Source organism: Vibrio sp. 1249-1 (assembly GCF_033340495.1).
The window spans coordinates 97,542-115,790 of sequence record NZ_JAWOWJ010000010.1; the positions used below are offsets into that span (position 1 = coordinate 97,542).

Genomic DNA, 18,249 nt, shown 5'->3' on the forward strand with positions numbered 1-18,249 from the left:
AACGATTGCTATACTTAAACGGTCATCAACACAAGTAAAAGGGATGTTCAATGTTTAAGTTTAAGCAAATCGCACTTGCGGCTTCTTTGGCTGCACTCACAACAGGCTTTTCTGCGTCTGCGGAGGAAACGTTTGTCACGATTGGTACCGGTGGAGTAACAGGGGTTTATTATCCGACTGGTGGCGCTATTTGTCGCTTGGTTAACAAATCGCGAGAAGATCACGGTATCCGTTGTTCGGTAGAAAGTACTGGGGGATCGATTTATAACATCAACACTATTCGTGCTGGTGAATTGGACCTCGGTATCGCGCAATCAGACTGGCAGTATCATGCTTACAAAGGAACCAGTAAGTTTGAAGAAAGCGGGCCTTTTAAAGAGCTACGCGCCGTATTCTCCGTTCATCCAGAACCGTTTACTGTCGTTGCACGTAAAGACGCGAACATCAAAACTTTTGATGATTTGAAAGGTAAGCGCGTTAACATTGGTAATCCTGGTTCTGGTCAGCGAGGTACTATGGAAGTGCTAATGAACCAGTATGGTTGGAGTAACGACGACTTTAAGCTTGTCTCTGAGTTAAAAGCAGCAGAGCAATCAAAAGCACTTTGTGATAACAAAATTGATGCGATGATTTATACCGTTGGTCACCCAAGTGGAGCGATTAAAGAAGCCACTACGTCGTGTGATAGTAATATCGTAACGGTAGCTGGACCTAATGTAGAAAAACTGGTTGCAGACAACAGCTTCTATCGTGTCGCAAATGTCCCGGGTGGTATGTATCGTGGCACAGATAGTGATGTTCAAACCTTTGGTGTGGGCGCGACGTTTGTTTCTTCTACTGCGGTACCAGAAGATGTGGTTTATAACGTGGTTAAAGCGGTATTTGAAAACTTCGATGATTTCCGCCGTCTCCACCCAGCGTTTGCAAACTTGAAGAAAGAGGAAATGGTAAAAGACGGTTTATCTGCGCCTCTTCACCCAGGAGCGCTCAAATACTACAAAGAAGTAGGGCTGATTAAGTAAGCGTTACTTTCTCTTATTATTGATGTAAAACGCCATCTTTCTCGATCAATGCCACTCGTTTAACCGCGAGTGGCATATTTCTATTTCTCGTCATCCTGTACAGCGACGAAGGAGCGTGATACAGGATCTTCTATCCGAGCACTTTGTGATCAAAATTGTTTCATTAGCCGCTTAGTGTAGTGTTATTAGATTCCTAACCTCGCTGGAGTGACACAAAAAATCGTTAAGCTATCTGCATTAATCTTTCGCGCTAGCGTTTTTTGTAGGAGTGTTATCCACTTGTACAAGTTTTGCTTAAACATAAACATCAATGAAAAAGTAGATAGTGATGAGAATAGAAGAAAGAGCAACAAACCCTTTAACATGATTGGGATTCAGTTGACGAGAGACACGAGCTGCAAGATACCCACCTACCAACGTACCGACCAAAACAACACTACCTGTCTGCCAGTCAATGGAACCATTGGCAACAAAAATCACGATAGCAATGAGTGAAACACACGTAGATACGAGCAATTTCAAACCGTTCATTAAATTAATGTCTTGGTGACCAGCTACTACCAGATAACTCAGAACAATAACCCCTAAACCTGCGTTGAAAAAACCACCGTAAGCAGAGACACCAACAAGTAGTAAACCCAACGCAATTGCTCCGAGTATGCCAGCATGTTTGTGCTCTTTCGCGACAGTTTTTATTAGCATTGTTAAACGAGAACCGGTGAGAAAAAGCACGGTGGCAAATAAGAGTAACCAAGGGATGGCTTCCATAAATAGCGATTCTGGCGTGTTGAGCAACAGATATGCTCCGACAGCGCCGCCGACTAAACTGAATGAGACTGTGAACAGCAGTTCATGCTTGTTCTTCATGATCTCTTCTCTGAACCCGACGGCTCCGCTAATGTAACCCGCACATGAAGCATACGTGTTTGTTGCGTTAGCCATAATAGGAGGAACACCAACTGCCAATAGAGCCGGAAAAGTAATAAAGCTTCCGCCTCCTGCTATGGAGTTAATGATCCCACCAATTACGCCAGCAACGAATAAAAGTGCGAGTTCTAAAAGCATAAACAATCCTTGTTATGTTCTTTTTCATTGTTAGAGCTTCAGATGATCCAACCTACATGCTCTAATGTTCTGATATGAGGTTTACTTTACCCGCTCCAAAACAAAATTGTTCAGTTCTGTAACGTTTTTGATGACATGAACGGCTTTAGTTTGAGAGTACCCCTCGAGGCGAGACATAAAGTCATCATTCCAGAATGCAGGGCATTGCTGAAGAACTTTGTAGCTTTGTAACGTTCCTTTCAGTACCGAACTACCATCAGGCCAACCTTCAGGTTTAATGAAAAGTCCTTTAAGGAGACGTTTCGTCACAAACCAATAGCTTACTGAGTATGGTAGATCAATATAAATGAGAGTATCGGCTGCATCTAAACGAGCGTTAAAAGAGCTGATCGGTCCAAGGCCATCTATAATCCAACGATCTGAGCTTAGTATATTGCTATGGGCTTCATCAAAAACGTTACGCTCAACGGGATCACCGTTTGGTTTATAGACTATTGAATCTAATTGATGAAGAGGAAGACCGGTAGCCGACGCGATTACTTTACTTACCGTCGATTTTCCACTGCCGGGTTTACCAAAAACTGCTATTTTTTGCATTGTGACCGCCTCCAAGAGAGCTTTTCCCATACGGTAGAGACAGAAAACCCACCGTTATGGGTGGGTTCGATAAATACTGAGCGCATCAAAAAATCCCACCATTCCTATGGAATGATGATAATTCGTTGGTTAAGTTGCGCTAAGTGTGTGTTCATACAATCACCTTCATATAACGACAGTGATTTGTCAATACCATCTGCACAATAAGCGAACGATTTGGAGGGCGGAAGATAAAGCCATCACGATGGATGGCTTTATCTAGGTTGAAAGAGACAGCGATTACTGCTCAACGCTGACTGGCTGTGCTTTAAACTTTTGAATCAGCTTTACGATTAGTGGACTTGCCAATACCAATACAGCTAAAACAGTAAAGGTAAGGGTAATAGGACGCTCCCATAGGAAACTCAGTTCTCCATCTGAAATCATTAATGCGCGGCGTAAGTTCTCTTCCATTAATCCTCCAAGGATGAAGCCCAGCAATAAAGGTGCGAGTGGGAAGTTAGCGAGCCGAAGTGCAATGGCAGCCATAGCCACAATCAGCATCACGAACACATCCATAGTATTAAAAGAGACCAAATAAACGCCGGTGATTGAGAAGAATAAAATCATCGGTAGAAGCACCGTTCTTGGAACCGCCAAAAGCTTTGAAATGTACGGAATCAACGGTAAGTTCAGGATCACAAGTACGATGTTGCCGAAGTACATGGAAATGATCACTGACCAGAACACATCTGGGTGTTCAACAAACAGGCGAGGGCCAGGTTGAATACCATAAGCGATCAGCGCACCGAGCATTATTGCTGTTGTACCAGAGCCCGGAATACCAAGCGTTAATAGCGGTACAAATGAACCACTAGATGCTGCATTGTTCGCAGACTCTGGCGCAACCAAACCACGTATACTGCCTTTACCGAACTCATCCTTTTTCTCTTTAGGTGCGAGGTTGCGCTCCATACCATAGCTTAAAAAAGCAGCAATGGTTGCCCCTGCGCCAGGAAGAACGCCAGTGAAGAAACCTAATATTGAAGAGCGAATTGAAACAGGCGCAACATCTTTGATTTCTTCCTTGGTCACTTTCATTGAGCCAATGTTGCTCAGCTTTTCTTGTTCTTCATCGCTGGTGTCTTTTGATGGTTTAAGGATGCCCATCAATGTCTCACCCAGTGCGAATGTCGCCATTGCAAGCAACAAGAAGCTAAAGCCATCCATTAAATCCGTTAAACCGAAGGTAAAGCGTTCAACGCCTACGCCTTTATCGATTCCAACTGTAGATAGCATCAAACCAAGAATGGTCATCATCCACGCTTTGATTACCTGACCTTTCCCCGCAAAAGCCGCGACAGCTGATAACCCAAGTAGCATCAACGCAAAATAGTCCGACGATTGGAAGCTAAGGGAGACGCTAGCCAATGCTGGTGCGGCAACAAGCAACATAATGGCAGATAGCGTACCGCCAGTGAAAGACGAATAAGCTGCCAAAGCTAATGCTTTACCTGCTTGGCCTTTTTGGGCCATTGGGTAGCCGTCAAATGCTGTGACCACGGTTGAAGAACAACCCGGCGCGTTAATTAAAATCGACGATGTAGAGCCACCAAATACCGCACCGTAATAAACACCCGCCATTAAAATAAGGCCAGAGGAGGGCTCTAGGCCATAAGTAATTGGGATCATCAAAGCAATGGCTGAGATCGGCCCAAGTCCAGGTAACATGCCGATAAATGTACCGACGAAGCAACCAACGATCACCATCATAATGTTCATTGGCATTACTGCGGTGGATAAACCTTGTAGAATTCCATCTAACATAATTCAGTCCTTTCTTTGACTACCAGATGGTGAAAATCAAACCCGGTTCGAGATAGATGTCCAAACCTTGAGTGAGTAATAAGTAGAACGCGATCACGAATGGAAACGACGCGCCAAACAGAACGGGTTTACGTCTTTCCCCGAGCAGATAAAAGCCAGCCAATAAAAACAAGCCAGTAGCTATCACAAAACCTAAGTAAGTCAGGCCCACGCCGTAGAGCGCCATTAAAATTAAAAAGGCAATCAGTAACTTCCAATTGAAGGTCAGCACTGCGCCACTTTGTTTATCTGGTTGTCCTGTCACCAGCAATAGCAAAGAAAGGCCGACACCAACGTAAGTCAGGATGGTTGGCAGAGTACGTGCGGTGAATGGTTCATACTCATCACCTGGAAACAATGGAATTTGTGAGGTTTGATAACCGTAGCAAAGACAGAAAAGTAGAAAGATCATTGCGCCGACGCGGTCACGACAGAGTAAATACTCTTTGGTGAAAAAGTTGGTTGAACGAGGCATATTCAACTCCTAACAAAAGTAAAAAAGACCGCATATGGACGTCAATGAATAAACTAAACCATTAACAATTAAGCATTTCGCTGCTAGTCGAGCCGCTTTGGGTATATAAACAAAGGAGTGTGCATGCCGATTGTCGACAATGTCCATATGCGGTGAAACTTAGAGTGCAAATACAATGGGGAAATACCAACCTACGTTATTCATTGAGGTTGGTATCTGAGGGACCCCAATTCGATTGTTACTTCAGGAAGCCTAACTCGCGCATTAAGTCACCCATCTGCTGCTCTTGATCTTCAAGAAACGCGAAGAATGCTTTATCCGCTTTATAGTTGTCGATCCAACCATTGCGGTCTCGAACGACTTGCCATTCGTCGGTGTTATACATTTTAGTAAATGCGGCATTCCATTCATCTAGCTTTTCTTGGCTTGTGCCTGGTGCTGCAAAGAATCCACGCCAGTTAGCAAAGACAGTTTCATTACCATATTCGGTGAGAGTTGGAATGTTAGGCGCAGCTTCTAAACGTTTTGGTGCTGTAATCGCTAACACTTTCACTTGCCCAGACTTAGACATTTCGAGTACTTCACCTAACCCTGTAGAGAGCAGTTGTGTTTCGCCTGAAAGTAGGGCAGCCATGGCTTTTCCACCTGCATCATAGGCAATGTAACGAACTTTACGCGCATCAAAACCTTCACCTTTGAAAGCTGCTGCTATAACCAAATGATCCATAGAACCACGAGCAGAGCCACCAGCAACCTTCACCTTACGTGGGTTTTCTTTAAAAGCTTTAACGACATCTTCCCAAGAGCTATAAGGAGAATCGGCTGATGTAACAATGGCGCCATAATCGGCAACCGTTGCGGCAACAGGAGTCAAGTCGCGGAAAGATTGTGGGAAGATCCCACTGAGCGAGCGAACGACGATCGGTGTTGAGTTCACCATGAGTGTATCTTCTTGACGATCAGCCGTTTCAATCAAATGTGCGATTGCTTTGCCACCGCCACCACCAGATAGGTTTTGAAATGATACGGTTTCGACGATGTCTAACTTTATTAATACATCACCAGTACCTCGGGCGGTCATGTCCCAACCGCCACCGGCACCTCCAGGGATAAGAAAGTGCATTTTTTCAATATCTGCAGCAAGAGCGTTGAATGAAAATGAAGCTGCGATGATTGAAGCGGCGAGCGTTGGTTTGAGTACCTTTAACATGTTCACGTTCCTTATGTTAGCGACTCTATTTAGTTGAGCCTTATTGTTTTTGCTCAGTTGTCATGCCTTGTAAGCGTTAAAGCTGAACTTGGTGTAAAGGTTAATTAAGTGTTAAATATCTGTCTGTAAAAGAGATATAAAGAGAATATTGAGCATTTCGGTTATTTTGTTCATAAAGTTCACGGTGAGAAGTTGGTGTTAGGTCACGCGGCTTTACGTTTTGGTAGGCCATAATAAAATGACGGAAAATGAACGAGGAAAAGAGAATGAAAGGGACGTGTTTGTGCGGCGCTATTGAAGTGATCGCAGATGCTAAGAATGAAGTGAGTCTATGCCACTGCTCGATGTGTCGAAAATGGTCGAGTGGAGCACTCCATGCTGTGCATTGTGGTCCTAACGTGACGTTTAAAGGTGGCGAACCTAAACGTTATCAGTCGTCAGACTGGGGAGTGAGGGGGTTTTGCGGTGAGTGTGGCACAAACCTTTTCTACCATTTGTTGCCGACAGGTGAGTACATTCTTTCCGCTGGTTTGTTCGATAACCCAGATTTCAAACTCACTTTAGAGATTTTTACCGATGAAAAGCCAGCTTATTATGACCTCAATTCCGCTTCACAAAAGATGACTTCGCAACAAGTCTTTGATCAATTTGTACCTAAAGAATAGTTTTTTATCCGATTATTGTTCGACAGCTGAGCTTTTAGTTTTTAGATCATAAGCTTAAAGGTTTACAAGTTGTCGACAATATAAGTTCCCCATTCTTTATTTCTGCTAAAAACAGCACTTAATAGGCATTTTAGGCCAGTTTAAATTACGACCTTAGTCTAAATTGTCGACAATTTACTTGATTGTCGACACTTTGATCGACTACTTTATATTCAGGTTAAGAAATTGTAGACATTTCGATGTCGGTAACAAGAGTATCTGAATATGAACTCTGAGTTGAAAGCTCGTTATAAAGTGCTGGGTTCTGAGAAAGAACACACCAAATCCGAAACGCTGACCGAAACACTCATTGAAGTCATTGTTAATGGCGACGTGAAGCCTGGCCATAAGATATCAGAGCCTGAGCTAGCAAAGAAATATCAAGTCAGTCGTGGGCCTTTGCGTGAAGCATTGATGCGCTTAGAGGGGCTAGGGCTCATCGAGCGAATTCCTCATGTTGGGGCTAGAGTGACCACTTTTTCTCCGGAAAAGCTGATAGAACTTTATGCCGTTCGAGAAGCATTGGAAGGCATGGCAGCAAGGTTAGCTGCGCGACACATTACGCAAGAAGAGCTCTTAAGCTTGGAAATGCTATTGTCGACACATTCCAAGCATATAGACCAAATGGAAGGCGCGTCTTACTTCCATCAACATGGTGACTTTGATTTTCACTATCGCATCATCCAAGCGAGCAGAAACAGTAAGTTAATATCTCTGCTGTGTGATGAACTCTATCACTTATTACGGATGTATCGTTACCAGTCGCCACGTGCGCAATCTCGCCCGAATGAGGCGCTCACCGAACACAAATTCATTTTGGAAGCCATTCGCAATCGCGATGAAGAGCTTGCAGAAATGTTGATGAGAAGACACATATCAGGAAGTCGAAAGCTCATCCAATCTCAAATTATACATACAGAAAGTTTAGACAAAGACTAGAAGGAATTCGTCATGAGCTTAACACCGGGAGCGAAATTCAGACTCGCCATTGAACAAAATAATCCACTACAAATTGTCGGCACTATAAACCCGTATTGCGCCATGATGGCAAAAAACTTGGGTCACCAAGCGATCTACTTGTCTGGTGGCGGTATCGCAAATGCGTCATACGGATTGCCGGATCTCGGTATCACAACATTAAACGACGTTTTGGTTGATGTTGACCGTATTACTAACGCATGTGATTTGCCTCTTTTGGTTGATATCGACACGGGCTTTGGCGGTGCATTTAACATTGCTCGCACGATCAAAGCGATGGAAAAAGCAGGCGCGGCAGCGGTGCACATGGAAGACCAAGTCGCACAGAAACGTTGTGGTCATCGTCCGAACAAAGCAATAGTCAGCCAGCAAGAGATGGTTGATCGCGTAAAAGCCGCGGTTGACGCACGCAATGATGAAAGTTTCGTGGTTATGGCTCGTACAGACGCGCTAGCTGTTGAAGGCATGGACAGCGCAATCGAGCGTGCGATTGCGTGTGTGGAAGCTGGCGCAGACATGATCTTCCCAGAAGCGATGACCAAGCTGGATCAGTACCTTCAGTTCTCAAACGCACTTGAGCAAGCAACTGGAAAGCACGTTCCTATTCTGGCCAACATTACCGAGTTCGGCGCAACGCCACTGTACGGCTGCGATGAGCTTGCAAAAGCGAAAGTCGATATGGTGCTTTACCCATTAAGTGCGTTCCGTGCCATGAACAAAGCTGCTGAAACGGTCTACAAACATTTGCTAGAAGTGGGTAATCAGGAAGCACTGGTTGATTCGATGCAAACACGTAAAGAGTTGTATCAGCACCTGAATTACCACGACTACGAAGACAAACTTGACCAGTTATTCTCTGAAGGGAAATAGCGGGGGAAAAGCAAAAATAGACGGAAGCCCAAGAAAAAGATAATCGGAATTTATCTCATCTAATAACGTGAAATTCGTTTGGCTAAAAACACCCCAGAGAGGGAAAAGTCAGACAGAAAAGGAGTTCAAACAATGTCTCAAACTGCAGAAAAGAAAGCAGAATTAGGTGGCGCAGGCCTTCGTGGTCAAAGCGCAGGAAGCACAGCTTTATGTACTGTCGGAAAAACGGGAACTGGTTTAACTTATCGTGGATACGATATTACTGATCTTGCGAACAACGCACAGTTTGAAGAAGTGGCTCACCTTCTGTTACGCGGTCACTTGCCGAATCAACAAGAACTTGATGCGTACAAGACACACCTACTCAGCTTTAGAGGTTTGCCAGCCGAGCTAAAACAAGCTTTAGAGTTGATTCCTGCAAGCGCACACCCAATGGACGTAATGCGCACGGGTTGTTCTGTATTGGGTAACCTAGAGCAGGAAATGAGCTTCGAGGAGCAACTGAAAGCAACCGAACGTATGCTAGCCTTGTTCCCTGCCATCATCTGTTACTGGTACCGCTTTAGTCATGATGGCGTGCGTATCAACACCGAGGATCAGACTGAAGATTGCATCGGTGGTTACTTTTTGCGATTACTTACAGACAAAGCGCCATCTGCGCTGCACAAACAAGTGATGCATTGCTCGCTTATTCTTTATGCTGAACATGAGTTTAATGCTTCTACATTCGCAGCACGCGTTTGTGCATCAACGTTGTCAGACATCCATTCTTGTATCACGGCAGCAATCGGTACGCTTCGTGGACCACTTCACGGAGGTGCGAACGAAGCGGCGATGGAAATGATTGAAGATTGGCAAACGCCCGACGAGGCGGAAGCGAACATCATGAAAATGCTAGCCAATAAAGACAAGATCATGGGCTTTGGTCATGCGATTTATCGTGAAAGTGACCCTCGCAACGCCTTAATAAAACGCTGGTCCAAAGAGTTATCGAAGCAAGTTGGTGATACACATCTATATGCGGTTTCTGAGCGTGTTGAATCAGTGATGAAGCGAGAGAAAGGTCTGTTCTGTAATGCGGACTTCTTCCATGCATCGGCTTACCACTTCATGGACATTCCAACCAAACTATTTACCCCAATCTTTGTGATGAGTCGTTTAACGGGCTGGGCTGCACACGTTTATGAACAGCGTGCCAATAACCGTATTATTCGCCCAAGTGCTGATTACACGGGCCCAGATCATCAAGAATGGGTGCCTATCGAGAATCGCTAGCGCGAAGGTCAACGAGGGCATTATATGCTTTGGTTGACCACCTCCTTCCTTTGTCATTCTCTCTAACAGAGGAAGGAGATCCTCTCATCACTGTGTTTCTGGAGCAATGGAAAACCTTGATGAAGGCAAGATGTAAAGACTGAATGGAAGCAAACCATGAACACAAATATTAATACTCAATATCGTAAGCCGCTTCCGGGAACTCAACTGGATTATTTTGATGCACGCGAAGCCGTCAATGCCATTTCTCCTGGAGCCTATGAAACACTCCCTTATACCTCTCGCGTGCTAGCTGAGCAACTGGTCCGTCGCTGTGACCCGAACACATTGACAGATAGCCTGAAACAGTTAATTGAACGCAAACGCGATCTTGATTTTCCTTGGTATCCAGCACGCGTTGTTTGTCATGACATTCTTGGTCAGACCGCTCTAGTCGATTTAGCGGGTCTACGCGATGCCATTTCAGATCAGGGCGGCGATCCTGCAAAAGTGAACCCAGTGGTTGAGACACAATTGATCGTTGACCACTCTTTAGCGGTTGAACATGCGGGCTTTGACCCTGATGCCTTCGACAAAAACCGCGCGATTGAAGAGCGCCGTAATGAAGACCGATTTCACTTTATCGAGTGGTGTAAAACAGCGTTTGAAAACGTCAGCGTGATTCCAGCTGGGAATGGCATCATGCACCAAATCAACTTGGAAAAAATGTCTCCTGTGGTACAAGCAAAGCAGGGCATTGCCTACCCTGACACCTGTGTGGGTACGGACAGTCACACGCCTCACGTAGACGCTCTTGGTGTTATTGCGATAGGTGTCGGTGGTCTGGAAGCAGAAACCGTCATGCTTGGCCGACCATCAATGATGCGTCTACCAGATATTGTCGGTGTCAAACTGACGGGTAAACGTCAACCGGGCATTACCGCAACGGATATTGTCCTCGCGATTACTGAGTTTCTTCGTAATGAGCGTGTGGTATCTTCATATCTTGAATTCTTCGGAGAAGGCGCACGTGATCTAACGATCGGAGACCGCGCAACGATTTCAAACATGACACCAGAATACGGCGCAACAGCTGGCATGTTTTATATTGATGAGCAGACCATCAATTACTTGAAACTAACTGGTCGAGATGAAGAACAAGTTGCTTTAGTAGAAAATTACGCAAAACAAACCGGTCTTTGGGCAGACGATCTTGATAGCGCAGTTTACGAGCGTGTACTTGAGTTCGATTTATCATCAGTTAGCCGTAACTTGGCTGGTCCGTCAAACCCTCATCGTCGTTTACCAACTTCTGAGTTGGCACAGCGCGGTATTTCTGGAGCGTGGGAAGAGAAAGAAGGCGAGTTGCCAGATGGTGCAGTGATCATCGCTGCTATTACCTCATGTACGAATACTAGTAACCCAAGAAACGTGGTTGCTGCTGGCCTTGTGGCGAAGAAAGCCAACGAACTTGGTCTTGTACGTAAACCTTGGGTGAAATCGTCTTTTGCTCCGGGTTCTAAAGTTGCACGCTTGTATCTGGAAGAAGCGGGCTTATTACCAGAGCTAGAGAAGCTTGGCTTTGGCATTGTTGGTTACGCATGTACAACTTGTAACGGTATGAGTGGTGCGCTGGATCCAAAAATCCAACAAGAGATCATCGACCGTGATTTATATGCAACAGCGGTGCTTTCTGGTAACCGTAACTTTGATGGTCGAATCCATCCGTACGCCAAACAAGCTTTCTTGGCTTCACCACCATTGGTTGTCGCTTATGCGCTAGCGGGTACCATTCGTTTTGATATCGAGCGCGATGCATTGGGCTCGGACCAACACGGCAAACCAATTTATCTCAATGATTTGTGGCCAAGCGATGAAGAGATCGATGCAGTTGTCGGTACTCATGTTAAACCTGAGCAGTTTAAGCAAGTTTACATTCAGATGTTTAAGCTGAATGATCAAGAGCAAAATCCCAACCCGCTGTACGACTGGCGTCCGATGAGTACCTATATCCGCCGACCACCGTACTGGGAAGGTGCGCTAGCGGGAGAAAGAACATTGTCTGGTATGCGTCCATTGGCGATTCTGGGCGACAACATCACCACTGATCACTTATCACCATCCAACGCGATTCTCGCAAGCAGCGCTGCAGGTGAATACTTAGCGAAAATGGGTGTGCCAGAAGAAGATTTCAACTCTTACGCGACTCACCGTGGTGACCACTTAACGGCGCAACGCGCGACCTTCGCTAACCCAAAGTTGTTCAATGAAATGGTGAAGGAAAACGGCGAAGTCGTGCAGGGATCTCTGGCGCGTGTAGAGCCAGAAGGGCAGGTGGTTCGTATGTGGGAAGCGATTGAAACCTACATGAATCGTAAACAACCATTGATCGTGGTGGCTGGCGCGGATTACGGTCAGGGGTCATCCCGTGACTGGGCAGCAAAAGGCGTTCGACTGGCGGGCGTAGAAGCCATTGTTGCTGAAGGCTTTGAGCGTATTCACCGTACTAACTTGGTTGGCATGGGCGTACTACCACTGCAATTTAAGTCGGGCGTTAACCGCAATACGCTAGAGCTGGATGGTACGGAACTTTACGACGTGGTTGGAGAAATCAAGCCGGGCGCTGATTTAGCGCTGGTTATCACACGCAGCAACGGCGATAAAGTCGATGTTCCGGTTACTTGTCGCTTAGATACCGCTGACGAAGTTCACGTGTACAACGCGGGCGGTGTTCTGCAGCGTTTCGCGCAAGATTTCTTGGCACAATAAGGAGTGCGTATGGCAAATAATACTCCGAATCAAACAAGCCAAATAAAAGTGCCCGCGACGTACATGCGTGGCGGCACGAGTAAAGGTGTCTTTTTCAACCTAGAGGATTTACCTCAAGAAGCGCAAATGGCTGGAGCCGCGCGTGACAAGCTGTTGTTACGTGTTATCGGCAGCCCGGATCCTTACGCGAAGCAAATCGACGGTATGGGTGGTGCAACCTCCAGCACCAGTAAAACAGTGATTGTTTCGCGCAGTAGCCAAGACGGTCATGACGTTGACTATTTGTTTGGACAAGTGTCGATCGACAAACCATTCGTCGATTGGAGTGGTAACTGCGGCAACTTGTCTGCGGCAGTTGGTCCCTTCGCCATTCATGCTGGTCTGATCCCACAAGATCGCATTCCAGAAAATGGCATTGTGACGGTGCGTGTTTGGCAGGTGAACATCAGCAAAACCATCTTGATTCACGTGCCAATCGTCAATGGTTTTGTCCAGGAAACTGGAGAGTTTGAACTCGATGGTGTCACGTTTCCAGCGGCAGAGATTCAAGTGGATTTTGTTGATCCTTCCGATGGCGAAGGAAGTATGTTCCCAACGGGTAACTTAGTTGATGATTTGGTGGTGCCGGATGTGGGTACGTTCAACGCGACCTTTATTAACGCGGGCATACCAACCATTTTTATTGATGCTGAATCGATAGGATATCAGGGCACCGAGCTGCAAGACGATGTCAACAACGATGACACAGCATTAGCGATGTTCGAATCCATCCGCGCATATGGCGCGTTAAAAATGGGCCTGATTTCTGATTTAGAAGAAGCTCAAACACGCCAACATACGCCGAAAATAGCGTTTGTTTCTAAACCGAAAAGTTACCTGTCTTCAAGTGGTAAAGCCGTTAATGAGTCGGATATTGATGTGCTCGTTCGCGCGCTGTCGATGGGCAAGCTACATCATGCAATGATGGGAACAGCAGCCGTTGCTATTGCTTCTGCTGCGTGTGTGCCCGGAACGTTAGTGAATTTAGCCGCTGGTGGCGGTGAAAAAGAGTCCGTGACTTTTGGTCATCCGTCAGGAACGTTAAAAGTTGGGGCACAAGCGAAACAAACTGAGCAGGGCTGGGTGGTGCAAAAAGCCATTATGAGCCGAAGTGCGAGAATACTGATGGAGGGATTTGTGCGTGTACCCTTCTATGTCTTCGATTAAAAGAGACGATCTTTGGATTAAAAGAGCGATCTTTGAGTAGAACGAGAGCAATGTCAGGACATACTGGAGGAAGCAATATGTCTTCATACGAAAAAGAATACTTATGGGCGAAGAATGAACCGGAGAGTTTTTGGCGCGCTCAAGCGGAGAATCTCGATTGGTTTGAATCTCCTAAAACTATCTTGAAATCTGATGAAAACGGCATAGAACGTTGGTTTCCAGATGGTGTAATGAATACGTGCTGGTTAGCATTAGATTACCATTGCGAGCAAGGACGCGGTGATAATACTGCACTCATTTATGACTCGCCAGTGACAGGTCGTAAAGCCACGTACACCTATAGCGACCTACGTGACCAAGTAGCCAAAATTGCTGGCATGCTGTCTGCTCAAGGTGTTGAAAAAGGCGACCGAGTCGTTATTTACATGCCGATGATCCCAGAAGCCGCAATGGCGATGCTTGCCTGCGCGCGTTTGGGGGCTATTCATTCCGTAGTATTCGGCGGTTTTGCACCTAATGAGCTTGCTGTACGAATTGAAGATGCAGAGCCGAAAGTGATCATGACGGCGTCGTGCGGGATTGAGATCAACAAAGTCATTCCATACAAACCAATGGTAGACAAAGCCATTATGGACAGCCGTTGGAAGCCTGAGAAAGTGTTTGTTTTCCAACGTCCAGAGTGCGACGCTGAGCTAAACCAAGAAAGAGACTTAGATTGGCAGCGAGAGTACAAACAAGCGCTGCCACATGGTTGTGTTCCGGTGTTAGCAACCGATCCGCTCTACATACTTTATACATCGGGCACGACAGGTAAGCCGAAAGGCGTTGTGCGTGATAACGGTGGCCATGCTGTCGCGATGAAGTACTCCATGAGCGCAATCTATAACATTCCTCAAGATGGCGTCTTTTGGGCGGCATCTGATGTGGGCTGGGTAGTAGGGCACTCTTACATTGTTTACGCCCCACTGATTCACGGTTGCACTACTATCCTATTCGAAGGCAAGCCTGTTCGAACACCGGATCCTGGCGCATTTTGGCGAGTGTGTGATGAATATAAAGTAGATGCGTTGTTCTCTGCACCAACGGCGTTTCGTGCGATTAAGAAAGAGGACCCGGAAGGCGAGCACTTAAAACAGTACGACTTGTCGAATCTGAAAAACATCTTTATGGCGGGAGAACGCCTTGACCCTCCGACACTGGAGTGGGTTCAGAGCAAAGCGGACAAGCCCGTTATTGACCACTGGTGGCAAACCGAGACGGGCTGGGCCATCGTTGGCAACCCGACAGGTGTCGAAATGATGCCAGTTAAAGCTGGTTCTTCGACGAAGCCCATTCCGGGTTATCAGGTCGAGATTCTGAATGAACTTGGAGAGGCTGTCGGGCCTAACCTACAAGGCTTTGTCGCATTAAAACGTCCGCTACCACCAAGTTGTCTGCCAACGGTTTGGCGTAATCATGACCGTTTTGAAACTGGTTATCTTAGCCAGTTCCCAGGCTACTACGTGTCAGGTGATGGTGGCTATCTGGATGAAGACGGTTACCTGTTTATTATGGGACGTATTGATGACGTGATTAATGTCGCGGGACACCGATTGTCGACAGGTGAAATGGAAGAAATAGTAGGAGGCCACCCAGCGATTGCAGAATGTGCGGTGGTTGGTATCCACGATGATCTAAAAGGTCAGCTTCCACTTGGCTTTGTGGTACTAAAAGACGGCGTCAAAGTGGATGAGCTAGACCTTGAAGGTGAGCTTGTTGGCAAAGTGCGTAGTGAGATAGGTGCAGTTGCTTGCTTCAAGCATGCGTTGGTTGTAGACCGTTTACCGAAAACACGTTCAGGTAAAATTTTGCGTCGAACTATACGTCAAATAGCTGATGGTGAAAAATACACCGTTCCGTCAACGATTGATGACCCAAGTAGCTTGAACGAAATTGAGCGAGTGCTACGACGCTGAGAAAAACTCAATTCTAACTAACCCCTGATCCTCGAACTCTGTTGGTTGGTTCTGCCTCTGTACGTTTATTAAGTGCAGGGGCCTTTTTGTTGTTCAAACAGTACAAACGTATCGTGAAAGCATTTGTGACTTGCCAATACGACGTTTTCCTCACAAACTACAGCCATTCCATTTTTAGTGACCCTTTGTATGACCACGTTTGCGATTAAACCTGCGTGTTTTAGCGACCTAGAGTTGCTCAACGATCTTATGTTCGAGCTTCATGATGAGCATCATCTTCAATCTCCTGAGCTTTTCAAAACGGCAGAGGAGATAGAACAAGAAAAAAGCATTGCTCGATATATTGACGACCCTGAGTGCCTTGTTTACGTAGCAAAACAAGGAGATGAAATTATTGGCTTTATCTCTGGTCACTTCTGTGAACTTATTTCTACCGTCAGCCAGCCAGTTATGATGGGAAGTGTGGATGAGCTCTATGTGCTGCCTGAATATCGAAAACAAGGTACGGCGCAGGCATTGATTAATAAAATTGAGTCAACGTTCTCTGATTACGGTGCAAAACAGATGTTTGTTGAAGTATGGCATTTTAACCAGGGCGCAATATCTTTGTATGAAAAACAAGGATTTGCACATCATATCCACTATTTAAGAAAACCGCTGAACGAATAATCGTATTTAACTTTAATATTGTGATTTAGGTTCTATCGAATTGAAATCATTCAGTTCGTCAATAGACTTTTCTCTATAAGTTGCTCGCAATGTTAACAAATTGATATGCACCCACATTGGTATCGGCGTTTTTGTCTGCTTGTTTATTAGTAGCACGAGGATCGTGCTTACAAAAACAAGAGGACAATATTTTGAAACTAACAAAATCGTTACTTGCTTTAGCCGTTTTGCCAATGTTCGCAAGTGCTGATGATTTGTCTCAGACGCAAAATCACACTATCCAACCCCAGATCGTAGGCGGAGTAACTGCCGACCCACGTGACTGGAAATTCTACACCCAAATTGTTAGTCGTTATGGTAACCGATCGTATTGTGGGGCCAGTTATATCGGGAATGGTTACGTCCTGACTGCTGCACATTGTGTTGAGGGTGATTCTCCGAGTCAGATTGCGGTTAAAATCGGTGGCGTTGTTTATAACGGTAGTGATGGTGTTCGTGCAAACGTCAGTGAGATCCATATGCACCCGGCATATCGCCGCGCGACGCTTTCTCATGACCTCGCGGTATTGAAGCTCGACTCTGTGCCTCAAGGTGTTTCTTCAGTTGAGATTGCGAATGGTAGTCTAACGCAATACGCGAGCATCGGAGATTGGCTTAGTGTTGCTGGCTTAGGGCGAACTTCTGAAGGAGGAAGCTCTCCGTCTCGATTGCAGGAGGTTGACGTCCCACTTGTGTCGGATATGACTTGCCGTCAAGCCGGTGGCAACTACACAACGGTTGGAGAAGTGTCATTCTGTGCGGGTATTCCTCAAGGTGGGATAGATTCTTGTCAGGGAGATAGTGGTGGTCCAATCGTTATTAATCGCAGTGGTGTAATTACTCAACTTGGTGTGGTCAGTTGGGGAATAGGTTGTGCTCGTCCTGGTATGTATGGGGTTTATAGCGATATCGCTGCTATGCGCAATTTTGTCGATGGTGTTATCGGAACAGCAACACCACCAAAAGAAAATGTTTCTGTTGGATACACCACCGAACAGACACTGGCATCATTTAATGTTGGGGAGTTACAGCAACATAGCTTTGTTATCCAGAATTCAGGGAACACCACGTTCACTGTGGAAAATGTTCGCGCGTTTGCTTCGGGTGTTACTGATGCAGCTGTTATTGCCAATGATCAGTGCTCTCAGGCGACGTTAGCAATGAATGCAAGTTGTCGTGTTGATGTTGAATTTGGTGCTACTCAGAGCGGAGAAGCAAGAGTGGCTTTGAACTTCAACGTTGATAAGACCAGCACACAATACCAAGCGTTAGTATCCGCTCAAGCGAAAACGGTGACAACGCCTCCCACAGATAGCTGTAAAACTGTATGGCAAGCCAGCTTAGTGTATCTCAAAGGAGATACGGTTACTTGGAATGGTAAAGTTTGGCAAGCGCAGTGGTGGACTCAAGGTGATAATCCAGCAGACTCAGGGCCTTGGGGTGTTTGGCAAAAAGTCGGCGATGCGAATTGCACGTCTAACTAACGATCGGGCCAGTGAATTTGATTCGTTGACCATGAGATAAGATTCATTCTTGGTTTCAACGATCAGTACATAGTTACCATAACTGGGGTTTATTGTTTGCGAATAAT

15 protein-coding genes are annotated in these 18,249 nt (G+C 45.8%); 10 read left to right on the forward strand and 5 right to left on the reverse strand.

The features are described from left to right. Positions 1-50 precede the first annotated feature (50 nt). A complete protein-coding gene (locus tag R7Z50_RS17515) occupies positions 51-1,022 on the forward strand; it encodes a TAXI family TRAP transporter solute-binding subunit (RefSeq protein WP_005388171.1) in 972 nt (323 codons plus the stop codon). A 294-nt stretch (positions 1,023-1,316) separates the two neighbouring features. Here the strand turns inward: R7Z50_RS17515 and R7Z50_RS17520 are convergent, their stop codons facing one another. From R7Z50_RS17520 to R7Z50_RS17540, 5 genes are all read right to left on the reverse strand, one after another. Further along, positions 1,317-2,087, reverse strand: a complete 771-nt coding sequence (locus R7Z50_RS17520; protein WP_054728528.1) for a sulfite exporter TauE/SafE family protein — start codon at positions 2,085-2,087, stop codon at positions 1,317-1,319. Positions 2,088-2,168: 81 nt separating this feature from the next. After that, a complete protein-coding gene (locus R7Z50_RS17525) occupies positions 2,169-2,684 on the reverse strand; it encodes an adenylate kinase (RefSeq protein ID WP_053307019.1) in 516 nt (171 codons plus the stop codon). A gap of 279 nt (positions 2,685-2,963) precedes the next feature. Beyond that, positions 2,964-4,490, reverse strand: coding sequence for a tripartite tricarboxylate transporter permease (locus R7Z50_RS17530; protein WP_005388177.1), 1,527 nt, complete (start codon positions 4,488-4,490; stop codon positions 2,964-2,966). 19 nt (positions 4,491-4,509) lie between these two features. Next, positions 4,510-5,004 carry a tripartite tricarboxylate transporter TctB family protein gene (locus R7Z50_RS17535; protein WP_005377273.1) on the reverse strand — a complete coding sequence of 165 codons (495 nt, stop codon included), beginning with the start codon at positions 5,002-5,004 and terminating at the stop codon, positions 4,510-4,512. Between the two features lie 238 nt (positions 5,005-5,242). Further along, positions 5,243-6,214, reverse strand: coding sequence for a tripartite tricarboxylate transporter substrate binding protein (locus R7Z50_RS17540; RefSeq protein ID WP_206970886.1), 972 nt, complete (start codon positions 6,212-6,214; stop codon positions 5,243-5,245). Positions 6,215-6,480: 266 nt separating this feature from the next. Here R7Z50_RS17540 and R7Z50_RS17545 point away from each other — a divergent pair, with 266 nt between their 5' ends. The 9 genes from R7Z50_RS17545 (at position 6,481) to R7Z50_RS17585 (ending at position 18,142) form a co-directional block, all read left to right on the forward strand. Then, on the forward strand, positions 6,481-6,879 hold the full coding sequence (locus R7Z50_RS17545) for a GFA family protein (protein WP_206970885.1): 399 nt from the start codon (positions 6,481-6,483) through the stop codon (positions 6,877-6,879). A gap of 264 nt (positions 6,880-7,143) precedes the next feature. Beyond that, positions 7,144-7,857 carry a GntR family transcriptional regulator gene (locus R7Z50_RS17550; RefSeq protein ID WP_005377279.1) on the forward strand — a complete coding sequence of 238 codons (714 nt, stop codon included), beginning with the start codon at positions 7,144-7,146 and terminating at the stop codon, positions 7,855-7,857. A 12-nt stretch (positions 7,858-7,869) separates the two neighbouring features. Continuing rightward, positions 7,870-8,766 (forward strand): methylisocitrate lyase, encoded by an 897-nt coding sequence (gene prpB, locus R7Z50_RS17555; RefSeq protein WP_042523753.1) that lies wholly within the window; start codon positions 7,870-7,872, stop codon positions 8,764-8,766. Between the two features lie 132 nt (positions 8,767-8,898). Beyond that, positions 8,899-10,041, forward strand: a complete 1,143-nt coding sequence (prpC, locus tag R7Z50_RS17560; RefSeq protein ID WP_033906152.1) for a 2-methylcitrate synthase — start codon at positions 8,899-8,901, stop codon at positions 10,039-10,041. Between the two features lie 156 nt (positions 10,042-10,197). Further along, complete coding sequence (gene acnD, locus R7Z50_RS17565; protein ID WP_169629147.1) at positions 10,198-12,789, forward strand: Fe/S-dependent 2-methylisocitrate dehydratase AcnD; 2,592 nt, start codon at positions 10,198-10,200, stop codon at positions 12,787-12,789. 9 nt (positions 12,790-12,798) lie between these two features. Beyond that, on the forward strand, positions 12,799-13,995 hold the full coding sequence (gene prpF / locus R7Z50_RS17570; protein WP_213896894.1) for a 2-methylaconitate cis-trans isomerase PrpF: 1,197 nt from the start codon (positions 12,799-12,801) through the stop codon (positions 13,993-13,995). Positions 13,996-14,072: 77 nt separating this feature from the next. After that, on the forward strand, positions 14,073-15,950 hold the full coding sequence (locus R7Z50_RS17575) for a propionyl-CoA synthetase (RefSeq protein WP_206970883.1): 1,878 nt from the start codon (positions 14,073-14,075) through the stop codon (positions 15,948-15,950). 189 nt (positions 15,951-16,139) lie between these two features. Next, entirely contained in the window at positions 16,140-16,619 is a 480-nt protein-coding gene (locus R7Z50_RS17580; protein WP_005377290.1) for a GNAT family N-acetyltransferase, read from the forward strand. Between the two features lie 191 nt (positions 16,620-16,810). Continuing rightward, positions 16,811-18,142, forward strand: a complete 1,332-nt coding sequence (locus R7Z50_RS17585; protein ID WP_042523747.1) for a trypsin-like serine protease — start codon at positions 16,811-16,813, stop codon at positions 18,140-18,142. Positions 18,143-18,249 lie beyond the last annotated feature (107 nt).